10 protein-coding genes are annotated in these 10,370 nt (G+C 60.0%); 1 reads left to right on the forward strand and 9 read right to left on the reverse strand.

Annotated features, from left to right (window positions below):
- Positions 1-708: 708 nt before the first annotated feature.
- On the reverse strand, positions 709-1,164 hold the full coding sequence (locus tag ABFY71_RS17040; protein WP_305578234.1) for a pseudoazurin: 456 nt from the start codon (positions 1,162-1,164) through the stop codon (positions 709-711).
- Positions 1,165-1,638: 474 nt separating this feature from the next.
- Here ABFY71_RS17040 and ABFY71_RS17045 point away from each other — a divergent pair, with 474 nt between their 5' ends.
- Positions 1,639-2,103 carry a hypothetical protein gene (locus ABFY71_RS17045; RefSeq protein WP_305578232.1) on the forward strand — a complete coding sequence of 155 codons (465 nt, stop codon included), beginning with the start codon at positions 1,639-1,641 and terminating at the stop codon, positions 2,101-2,103.
- A 473-nt stretch (positions 2,104-2,576) separates the two neighbouring features.
- Here the strand turns inward: ABFY71_RS17045 and ABFY71_RS17050 are convergent, their stop codons facing one another.
- The 8 genes from ABFY71_RS17050 to ABFY71_RS17085 form a co-directional block, all read right to left on the reverse strand.
- On the reverse strand, positions 2,577-3,362 hold the full coding sequence (locus ABFY71_RS17050) for an IclR family transcriptional regulator (RefSeq protein WP_305578230.1): 786 nt from the start codon (positions 3,360-3,362) through the stop codon (positions 2,577-2,579).
- 57 nt (positions 3,363-3,419) lie between these two features.
- Positions 3,420-4,736 (reverse strand): TRAP transporter large permease, encoded by a 1,317-nt coding sequence (locus ABFY71_RS17055; protein ID WP_305578228.1) that lies wholly within the window; start codon positions 4,734-4,736, stop codon positions 3,420-3,422.
- 21 nt (positions 4,737-4,757) lie between these two features.
- Positions 4,758-5,294 carry a TRAP transporter small permease gene (locus ABFY71_RS17060; RefSeq protein ID WP_347947112.1) on the reverse strand — a complete coding sequence of 179 codons (537 nt, stop codon included), beginning with the start codon at positions 5,292-5,294 and terminating at the stop codon, positions 4,758-4,760.
- A gap of 29 nt (positions 5,295-5,323) precedes the next feature.
- Complete coding sequence (locus ABFY71_RS17065; RefSeq protein ID WP_347947113.1) at positions 5,324-6,319, reverse strand: TRAP transporter substrate-binding protein; 996 nt, start codon at positions 6,317-6,319, stop codon at positions 5,324-5,326.
- A gap of 91 nt (positions 6,320-6,410) precedes the next feature.
- Positions 6,411-7,391 (reverse strand): aminopeptidase, encoded by a 981-nt coding sequence (locus tag ABFY71_RS17070; protein ID WP_347947114.1) that lies wholly within the window; start codon positions 7,389-7,391, stop codon positions 6,411-6,413.
- A gap of 8 nt (positions 7,392-7,399) precedes the next feature.
- The gene (locus tag ABFY71_RS17075) at positions 7,400-8,773 is read right to left on the reverse strand and encodes an MmgE/PrpD family protein (RefSeq protein ID WP_347947115.1); all 1,374 of its coding nucleotides are present in this window, start codon (positions 8,771-8,773) and stop codon (positions 7,400-7,402) included.
- Positions 8,770-9,693 carry an NAD(P)-binding domain-containing protein gene (locus ABFY71_RS17080; RefSeq protein WP_347947116.1) on the reverse strand — a complete coding sequence of 308 codons (924 nt, stop codon included), beginning with the start codon at positions 9,691-9,693 and terminating at the stop codon, positions 8,770-8,772. Before ABFY71_RS17080 ends, ABFY71_RS17075 begins: the two co-directional genes overlap by 4 nt.
- Positions 9,694-9,964: 271 nt before the next feature.
- Positions 9,965-10,123, reverse strand: a complete 159-nt coding sequence (locus ABFY71_RS17085) for a hypothetical protein (RefSeq protein WP_305578217.1) — start codon at positions 10,121-10,123, stop codon at positions 9,965-9,967.
- Between the last annotated feature and the right edge of the window lie 247 nt (positions 10,124-10,370).

Genomic DNA, 10,370 nt, shown 5'->3' on the forward strand with positions numbered 1-10,370 from the left:
TGCGTTTATGGCGACATCGCTGCGCGGGCCGATCGCATGGGGGCTACTACACTCCTGCTAAGCCGAGTGAGACCGAGCTTGCGCCTGAGCAAATACCGGGACATGTTCAGCGGCTACGCGACGGGTCAGTCGGTGTTGGTGGATGGCGGCGCTTCGTTGGTCTAGTGGATGTTAGGTGCGCGGACATGTTTTGCGTCCGTTGCGACGGTCAACGGCAGCTTTTAGGAATGCGCGCTAGGGGTTCGAACGACCGGAATGGGGTCGGAGAACTAACCCGCTGCGCGGGAGGGTGTGCGGGGTGAGGTAGCGGCCAAGGCCAGGGTACTTGCCGTGCTCATCTCGCCGTGGGGCGTCGCCTGAACAGGGACGCGTTCGTTGGTGCGCCATTAGAGCCGTCACCAGAAGCGTCTCCGACTTCCCTTTCAGAGTCGGAAAGCAGGTTTTTTGGATTTTTCGCAATTTTTGTCATGTTGACCACCATCAGTACGAACCAGGTCGTCTCGTAAGGAGACGCGGGAGCAAGCATCGACGGACAAAAAACTGGAAGCGCAGCAGCGCTGTCTCAATCACTCCGCCCAAGATCGAACGGCAATGATGCGCAGGGAAATGGAGCGGCTATGGTAGACAAGACGATCGACGCCGTAGATCTTGCGAGCAACGTTCCAACGCCCCCTTCGGCACAAGTTGGAGACCGGACAGTCGGCCTCTTTACTGACCGTTTGCGGCTTCCGCCTCCGCGAGTAGGTCGACCAAGCGCTTCTCCGCGCGCAGCGGAAGACTTTCAACATCGGCTTGGTTAAGCTGTGCGGGCGCATCGCCGACCTGGATTAGTCCCACCATCCCCAAGCCTAAATGCGGCTGGCACTTGTAGGCATAGAGACCCTCCGTCTCGAACAGCACAGTGATCTCCTCATTGATCTTACCCTTCCATGCCTCAACACCTTCGGGCATGAGTGTCAGGATGGATTCGGAATTGTGCCCCTTGTAGGTTGTCACAAAAGTCACCGTGTCGCCGAGGGCTACTTTGAGGAAGGCGGGCTCGAATTGCATCGCCCGGCCGTGCGTATCCTGGTTCAGCATCTGGACCTTGTAATCTTCAGCCAGCGCCGGAGACACGCAGATGCCGAGGACCCCGCTGACCATGAGAAACACTGCAATTTTCACTTCTCTTCTCCTGATATCGTGTTCGGTAGTCACCACGCGTGATGGTCTAAAAGAGAGCCAAGAGCTCTAAAGAATGGCGCATCGGGAGCCGCCTTATCGCAGGAGCCTCGTATCTGAACGTCGCGGAGTGGCGGCGCAACAGGCGGCATTCTGCAACAGCATCCTCACATTGACCTAGCGCGTTGTCCAAGCAAAGTATTTGCGCATTGAGAGCATAAAGTTTGCTACAATCTACGGGTCTAGTATCGATGAGCCCCGACAAGAGTAGATACACCGGTTTTGCCGCTCGACCAGAGTTGAAGCGGAGGCCAGTCGACTGACCCAGGATATCCGCCGAGCTATTTCGTCGTCGTGACGGTTCCTGGATCACGCTGGTATCCTCATCGGGCTCCGGCGAAAAGGACCCTACCGGTCAGTGATCCGCGTGCACCAAGCCGATCTGGACGATTTCATCAGAGAAAGGAGGCGCCAAGGATGTCCATCTTCGAACGTAAGAACGCCAAGGAATACTCTTACGATTTCTTCGTCGGTGGAATCCGGTTTGCGGGCAATACGGGAGCGGCTAACCAGCGAGAGGCCAAGAGGGAAGAAGACCGGCTCAAGGCAGCCGCTCGAAAGGACATGGAATCCCGACGTCCCCAGTCGGACATGACCTTTGAAGCCATGGCACTTCTGTGGATGGAGCAAGTTGGGCAGCATCACAAGAACGCTCTGACCTCCCTTAGGGACGTCGAACGTCTGATCGACCGCGTCGGCGCAAAAACGCTGAGCTCGCAGATTGGTAACGATCTGGTTGCGCAAGTGGTCGCGAAAAGGAGGATGGACAGGCGCGACGTCGGGAACGGTGAGCGTGAACATGGTCTGGTTTCCAACGCCACGGTGAACCGGTCAACGACCGAACTGCTGAAAAAAATCCTGCGCCGCGCCAGCAAGGTTTGAAAATGTCCCGTTCAGGACATCGACTGGTCGGAGCACCGACCAAAGGAGCCCAAGGAGCGCGTGCGCGAGGCCAGCGATCGGGAAGAACGCCTGCTCTTCTCGCAGTTGAGTGAAGGTTATGACACCGCTGTCAGGTTTGCCATCATGGCCGGGTGCCGGCTTGCCGCTCCGCTCAATGACCAGCTCCGCGCCAGCCCCCGTCGCTCACCCCGGCCAGATCGGCCAAACCAACCGCCCGAGTCTACATCACGCTGGATAGAAGCTGGGGGCAACGTCAATCCGGTGCGCTCGGCGCCGGGGTCCAATCCGAAGACGGCCTCCAAGCGGCGGCCGCCTTCCTGGAAGCGGCGAGCCTCTAGCCATCTCGCCTCGTTGCAGCACGGTGCTGCCATTCGCCCATTGTCCGCTTTCCACCCAGATCAGCTCAGGGGCAAAACAAACTGACCGCGGCCCAATCGCCTCATCAGTTTCAATCAAGCCGTTGTGCGACCCACTGACGCGCGAAATCTTGCCGTCTCATCAAGGAGAAGCTTGGACAAAACCTGCTCCTTTCCATCATCGAAGCGGATTTCAGGGACCGTTATGCAAAAGCTCCCCAGCACCACTCCCGAGCCGTTATAAATAGGCGCGCCGATCCCCACCGCGCCCTTTACCTTCTCCCCGCGCGTAAAGGCGTAGCCGCGATTGCGGATAGCATCGAGCTCTGGCTTGAGCTCCTCCCATGCAGGCAAGGGCTTGCCGGAAGCCGGTGAATTGCCTGCGCGATCTGCGATCGACCGCTGCTCCTCCTCTGGCAGGAAAGCGTAAATCGATCGACCCGTCGCCCCCCAAACTACGGAATGGGGAACGTACAGTTCGATCTCATAACGCAGGGGGTGTCGCGAATTGACGGCAGCCATCACGCTCACCTGCTGTGTCGCCGGCAGGTAGGCGACGAACATGCAGGCCTCTTCGCACTGGTCGGCGACGCGTTGGAGATAGGGTCGTGCAATATCCCTGAAGCCATTCTTGAAAGCCAGCAGCGAACCCAGGCGTTCGAGATCGAGACCGGCGCGATAACGCGACGTACGCGGGTCCTTCGATACCATCCCTTCCTGCGACAGCACTCGGAGGAGCCGATGGGTGGTGCTCGCCGGCAGTTCGAGATGTTCGGCGGCATCCTTGATTGAAATGTCCGTGTCGATCTCGGCAAGCAGCCGGATCAGGCGCACGCATCGCACAATGGGGCCATCAACCTGAGCGGCTTCTGTCTTGGTCATTGCGCTGTAATGTCCCCACCGATTGGCAACGTTCTACACAGGACTTACATGAAGCTGTCAAGCAGGTCCCATCATCAGATTGGGCAGCCACAGGCTGATTTGGGGGACCAGGATCAGCGTCACAAGCGAGAGGATCAGCAGGGTCGTATAAGGGAGTGCACCTTTGATCACCTCCGTCATTGGCTCGCCGGATATGGCTTTGACAATGAACAGGTTCATCCCCACCGGCGGCGTGATCAACCCCACCTCCGTGTTGACGACAAAGATGATGGCGAACCAGACCGGATCGTAGCCATAGGAAGAGATAACCGGGAACAGCAGGGGGATGGTGATGACCGTGATAGCCGCACCGTCCATGAACATGCCCAGGAAAAACAGCAGCAGCATGATCCAGATGATGACCACCCAGCCCGGCTGGCCGGTCCCCTGGATCAGGTTCACCAGGTCCTGGGAAATGCCCAGCAAGGTGATGGCCCGCCCCAGGATCAACCCGCCCAGCAGGATGGTACCGATCATGGTGATGGAATAGATCGAGCGCACCGCCGCCCGGTGCACGCCGGCCCAGGACAGGCCCTTGAGCACATAGACCCCGATGAACATCGCGGCGAGTGCGCCCAGGGCCGCTGCCTCGGTGGGAGTGACCACGCCGAAGAAGATGCCGCCCAGCACCGCCAGCATCAGCACCAGCGCGGACCAGATCTGGCGCAGGGAAATCCAGCGATCGAGCCAGGTGACATCCTCCTCGATAGTGGGAGGAGCCTTCTTTTCCTCGATCCGCGACACGAAGGTCGTATAAGCGATGAACACCGTCAGGATCAGCACGCCCGGCACCACACCGGCCAGGAACAAGCGCGCAACCGACGTTTCGGTCAATTCACCATAGACGATGAATGCAGTGCTCGGCGGGATCAGCACGCCCAGCGTTCCCCCCGCAGCCACCGCGCCCATCCCCCGCCGCACATTGAGGCCGCGCCGCCTGAACTCGGGAATGACCACGCCGCCAATGGCACCCGCCGTCGCCACGCTGGATCCGGACATGGTGGAAAATGCCCCACATGCCGCGATGGCAGCGTTGTAGAGCGCTCCGGGGAACTTCGAAAACCACTTGTCGGTAAAGTCGAGTAGGCGCGGGCCCATGCCGCTTTCGGTAATATAGGCGCTCATCAGCATGAAGAGCGGAATGGCGAGCAGGCTCGAGCTCGACAGATGCATGGCTGCACCCGATGTCAGCGAGAGCCAGGCATCGGTGCCATTGGTCGCGGAAAACAGACCAAAGATACCGGTCATGCCCAGGACATAAGCAATCGGAATTCCGACAAGCAGCAGCGCCACGAGTCCAATTGTCACCAAGCCGGCAGTCAGGCCAAGTTGCATGTTTTTTCTCCTGCGCCGGGTTCAGTTCACACCGCTTGCCCGGCGCCGCGTCACCCGGCGAAACACCTGGACAAGCAGGATCACGATAAGAAGGCCACATCCGAGCGGAACCACCGCTGCGAAGGGCCACATCAGAATTGCCGGGCGTGACGGGGTGGTCGTGCCGCTCTGGAACATCTGGACCGTGGCGACCCAGCCTGCCCATCCCAGGAGGGCCAGATAGAGCCCGCTCATGACCGGAATGACGTAGCCTTCAAGCATGTCCCGAAACCGCTGCGGCAGTGACGCCAGGGCGATCTCCACCTGCACATGGCCCGAGACGAGATGGGTTCCCGCCAGCCCCAGAAACACCACGACCAGCAGCGCGAAGCGGGTGACTTCGGCGATGACACCGAACCCGCCCCCCACCGTGTAGCGGTAGACGGCATTGACCACGAGGGCGACGGCGGCGACCTGCAGGATTATTGCTGCCAGATGAACCCCAGCCACCGCGAGCTTTTCGATGCCGGTGGCCGGTGCCTGTTGGGCTTCATCGTCTGACTGTTTAGCTGGAGTCATCTTCGCCTCCGTCGTCCTCGTGGGTATGATCAGCGGTTGTCTTCGACGAGCTTGAGCACGTCGTCGATGACGGGCAGCTCGGCACGATACAGGTCGTAAACCGGCTGAACCTTTTCCTGCAGAGCCTGACGCTGTTCGGGGCTGGGGCTCGCGACATTCACGCCCAGTTCTTTCCACTGCTCCACGCAATCGACCGCTTCCTGGCGCTCAACCAGCTTCCACTGCATGTCCTCCATTTCGTCGCCCGCCTGCATGACCAGAGCCTTCTGCTCTTCGGTCAGCCGGTTCCAGACACCCAAATTCATGCCGAGAGCCTCGAAGTCGTTCTTGATTGCGACGACGGAAGCGTATGGCGTCTGCTCGTACCAGGAGCGACCGATATGGGCGCTGCAGCTTGTCACCAGACCGTCGGCGACGCCGCGCTGCAACGCTGCGGTCACGTCGGTGGTGGGGAGCCGTACGACATTGGCGCCAAGTGCCTCGAGCACAGCGTCAGAAACGCCGCCGACACCACGCAATTGCGCACCCCCGAAATCTGCAGGTTCGAGCAAGAATTTGGACTTGTGAAACACCTGATCGTTGCCCTTGGGGAAAAAGCCCAGGAGCTTTATGTTCTTTTCTTCGTACCAACCGCCAACCATGTCAGCGAGACCTGCATCGGCCACGCGGCGGTAGTGTGCGTAGTCATCGAACATGAATGGCATGCCAACTGCGGCGACCTGAGGGATATCGCCCACCTGGAAACCACCGATCATGTTTGAAGCACTGACCGATCCCGTCGAAACGGCCGAGAAAGCCTCGTCGCTGGCGATCAGGGTGCTGCCGGGGAAGACGCGTACGGCAATGTCGCCGCCGCTCAATTCCTCGACACGCTCGGCCCAGTAATTGTAGGCGTCACCAATCACCTGAGTGCTCGGATATTGGTGCGCCAGTGTCAACGTCACCGATTGCGCGGTGGCGCTCGAGGCCAGTAGCAGCACAATGGCTGATGCGCTGGCCGTCATCGTCAGGAATAGGCGTGTCATTTTTGAAGTTCCTCCTCTGTTCATTCTTAGTCCTCCTGGTTTGTTCTGGTTGGAGTTGGGGTTGGGCGCCGTGAACGCGCCTTCGTTTTTCTCAAACGAGAATTTGTCCGCCTCGCGCGACCGGCAGCCCATCGACAACAATTTCAGGTTTGCTCACGACGCCTTCGAGACGCAGCTTGGCATGGCATGTACCCCCAAGGGTCACTGTGTCACCCATGCCGATATGGGCGGTGCCATACATCTTCTTGTCGGTGCGCATGGAGCCGGTAGGTTTGACATTGGGGTTGAGGCCCAGTGCAATTTCGGCCGGCGCGTTGTAGCTGGCCGCGTCACCATGCGTGTCCAGGATGCGCTTCCACACATCGGCCTGGGCTCCGCCTTCGATGTTGGTCACGAAGCCCTTTTCGATGGTGAGGACGATGGGTTCGCTCAGCGCCCCGACGGAGTGAGCCGTCAGGTCGAACACCACCTTGCCTTCGCCGGTGCCTTCGACGGGGCAGATATGGGTTTCACCATCGGGAAAGGCGCAACCCCCGCCGCCATTGTCACGCATCTTGAAGATCGTGCCCGCGATCGCCCGGCCCGGACGCCCTTCGATGCTCGCGCGCAGGTCGGTGCCGTTGGGGCAGGTCACGTGGATCGACTTGCCCTGGCTGAAAATGTCCTGTACCCGTGTGCCCAACACATTCATCGCCTTGTAGTCGGCGCCGGCAGGGCCGTCCGGCTTGAGCATGGCGGTGGTCAGCTCTTCCATCAGGATATGCCGCTTACCGATATTGAGCAGTTCGGCATTCAGCGGCGAATGCGCCAGCGCGGTGCTGGTCAGGTAAATGACAATGTCGGTACCCGGATCTGTTGCCGCGGCGCAGATCGCACTGGTCGGGCTGATTGCATGGGTCGCCCTTGGCGTCATGATCGCGGTGGTCGACTCGATGCCCATCGTATTGGCTGCCGTGGCCAATGCCTCCCACAAGACGGGCTCCATGGCCGTATCGGTGATGATGAGAATCTTGTCACCCGCCTTGGCATTGAGCTCCAGCGGCGTGCGCAACATTTTGACAAGTTCGATCATTTGAACGCTCAAGACTTTACTCCGTAAGATTTTTCGTCGGACGAGATGTATGAGGCCGGGATCCATGCCTCTGTCGCAAGTCCGGACATGCGCGACAGGATCGGCAAACGCTGCCCGGTCCAACTTTCGAAAACAGTCAGGCAGCCGCCTATCTTGTCCCTCAGCGCCTGTGGCGATGGAGGATCGATGGGCGAGCCTGGCAAAGCAGCTCGTGTAAACTGCGACACCGCAGAATCGGCGCGGGTTATCGCCAGACGCGCCTGGCCGAACTCGATATCGCCCTGGCTTGGCTGTGCCTGATCCTCTTGCACCGAGATGCGCGCCATCATCGCGACAATATCGGGCTCATGTAGTGCCGCGTCATAGAAGTCGGGGAGGGTAGGTGTGCCCCGAAGGAGTGCCACTGCTGCGGGATAGGTCTTGGAGAAGCGCGCCTCGAGACCGTTGTCCGGCTTGTCGAAACGGAGAATGGCGATGCTGCCGGCCGGGACGCTGAACTCGAACCTCAGGGTGGGGTCGAGGAGTTTGTCGCCGAGCGCGGCACATGCATCCAGCGCCAGTCCAATCAGGCGGTGAGTGGCATAGCAGCACGGAAAGAGCTTGACCGAAATCTGGTCAGGACGCGCTTCAAACGCTTCGTCGGGCGGGTCGATATCACCATCGCCTGCGCCATAGAGATCCGGATAGCCTCGGGTTTCGAACACGGCGCGAGATCCGGTCATTCCAGCCTTGGCAAGGCGCGCTGCCCGCGTTCCCGCAACTGCTGCGAAACCGGCGTGGGCCGGCTTGGCCTGAGTTGAGAAATTGGCCTGCAATCCGCCTGACATGGAGGCGGCAAGGGCAAAGGCGTTCGACATCTGGTCGGCATCAAGGCCTTCCAGTCGCCCCGCCGCTGCAGCGGCCGCCAGCGCACCGATAGTGCCGGTGCCATGCCAGCCCAAATTGTAGTGACCCCGCCCAACCCTGCGGGCCACGGCCCTGGCGGCGACTAGCCCTGCGGCAAAAGCGGTCAGCACGGTCTCTGGATCGTCCCGGCCATCGCGCAACACAGTTGGCAATAGGACCGTGCTGATATGGGTCATGCTCTCGACATAGACATCATCGAAATCGAGGGCGTGGGACGCGGTCCCGTTGATCAGCACAGCCGCTTCGAGGCTTTCGCACTGTTCACCGGACCAGGTCACCGCACCCTGCCCTTCATAGGCTGCAAGGGCATTGCGCGCCGCGGGCTCCAGGAAACCCGCTGCCGCCACAGCGACCGTGTCGGCAATGGCTCGGCCGATAAGTCGGCGCGTTGCGTCTTCCACGAGCAGGTCTGGTTTGAGAACGGCGTGGCAGAGCCGCGTCATGAAGTCTTCTGGCGTGCCGGCATTCCGGTTCATTGTTGACCCTCTACCTGAAGATAAATGGCGTGGCCCAGGGCGACATCGAGCGCCGTGGTGCCCTGAACAATGGCCATGGACAGGCCGGTGTCGTTCAGATGCGCCGTCACTTGATCAGCCGCCAGCGCAGCGACCGTGCCGGTCAAGCTGGCGGCAAAACTAAGTTCGTCAAACAGGCCTGCTTTGATCCACGCAGCGGCGTCTCCCTGATGCAATGCGTAGCCGAGATCATCGACAAAGCGCTGACTGCATGCGGCCCAGACCTTGTGGTCGACTTCCTGGCCACCGCCCATCGATAGAACGACAGCGCCGGGAGCGAGATCCTCAATCCGGACCAGCACTTCATTCGCCGAGGTGATGGTAATCACCAGATCGGCATCGCGAACCGCATCGGCCACCGAATTCTGGGGCACGACGTTGACGCCGGCCTCCTGGGCTTCCCGGGCAAAGCGTTCCGCCGAATCCACACTGCTCGCCACGACCCGCATGCTAGCCGGCTCGACAAGTTCGTTGACGGCCAGCGCCAATTGAAAAGCGATAGGTCCGGCGCCGATGATAGCCACGTTCGGCTCTGATCCAGTCGGCAGCAGGTAACGGGCGCAGACTGCACCTGAGACACCGGTGCGAAAGCGATAGGCGTGGCTTTCGTCGATTAATGCAAGCGGCTCACCGGACTGCAGCGACCACAGCATCAAGCGCGGCGCGGCACGGGAAATGAGCCTCACACCGGCGATGCCGAGATGATTGAGCACCGCTCCCTTAGCTCCCAGGCGAAAGGGTTCGCTCGTTATCTGCAGCAGGGAAGGCGTCGATGCGGTGACTGTCCCCTCCGCGATCCCGCGGTAAGTCGCCATGACAATCTCGGCCGCAGACCGAATGGAAAGCGCGTTTCGTGTCTGATCTTCCGTGATGCAAAACATGGCGCCTCCTTGCCACAAGAGGTGACTCGTCGGGTGTCGCATGTCAATTGATAAAATGATGTTCTACTCAGTGGAACAATGAAGCAGGCCGGACATCTCCGATCGAGGGTGTTGAATTCTCCACAAAGCGGACCAGGCGGAGCCCCCAAACGGCCGGCCGAGCTCTAGCGCTCGGAAAGCCAGTCCGCTTGATCCGGGGCTTGATCAGATCAAGACGCTTCATAGCCTCGATCGCGGTGTCACCCGCCTGAAACACTTCAGAATCTTCCTTCTACTGCCCGGTCAGATCCATGGCGACTATCGGCAGTTCTGGCGCGACTACGCCGTTTCGGCGCAGGGCACCAAGTTCAGCCTGCCGCAGGGCTTCTGGATAGACCGCATTGGCGCCCGATCCTGCGAGCTGAAATGCTTCCGCAGCATTCTTTGCCACTTCATTCGGCATCTTGGCATGAACGTCGCCAGCGCCACGATCATGGACAAGTTAGCCGTTCACGATCAGCTAAGTGCCATGGAGAAGGTCTTCAGGCAGTAACATCGTGATAAGTCGCAAGCGATAATCAGGTCGCTTGTTGCGGCCGCTATTGGCTCAGAGGAAGCGGCGCACCAGTGGCAGGTATGGGGTCGAGGCTGTGTGAAAACTCCCGATTATGCTATGATCGGGCACTGCTTCGGAGGTG

The sequence above is a fragment of the Devosia alba genome (genome assembly GCF_039938915.1).
Lineage (GTDB): Bacteria > Pseudomonadota > Alphaproteobacteria > Rhizobiales > Devosiaceae > Devosia > Devosia alba.

Coding starts and splice junctions, on each gene's coding strand:
- ABFY71_RS17045 (WP_305578232.1), top strand. CDS start 1,639: ATGTCCATCTTCGAACGTAAGAACGCCAAGGAATACTCTTACGATTTC.
- ABFY71_RS17050 (WP_305578230.1), bottom strand. CDS start 3,362: ATGACCAAGACAGAAGCCGCTCAGGTTGATGGCCCCATTGTGCGATGC.
- ABFY71_RS17055 (WP_305578228.1), bottom strand. CDS start 4,736: ATGCAACTTGGCCTGACTGCCGGCTTGGTGACAATTGGACTCGTGGCG.
- ABFY71_RS17060 (WP_347947112.1), bottom strand. CDS start 5,294: ATGACTCCAGCTAAACAGTCAGACGATGAAGCCCAACAGGCACCGGCC.
- ABFY71_RS17065 (WP_347947113.1), bottom strand. CDS start 6,319: ATGACACGCCTATTCCTGACGATGACGGCCAGCGCATCAGCCATTGTG.
- ABFY71_RS17070 (WP_347947114.1), bottom strand. CDS start 7,391: ATGATCGAACTTGTCAAAATGTTGCGCACGCCGCTGGAGCTCAATGCC.
- ABFY71_RS17075 (WP_347947115.1), bottom strand. CDS start 8,773: ATGAACCGGAATGCCGGCACGCCAGAAGACTTCATGACGCGGCTCTGC.
- ABFY71_RS17080 (WP_347947116.1), bottom strand. CDS start 9,693: ATGTTTTGCATCACGGAAGATCAGACACGAAACGCGCTTTCCATTCGG.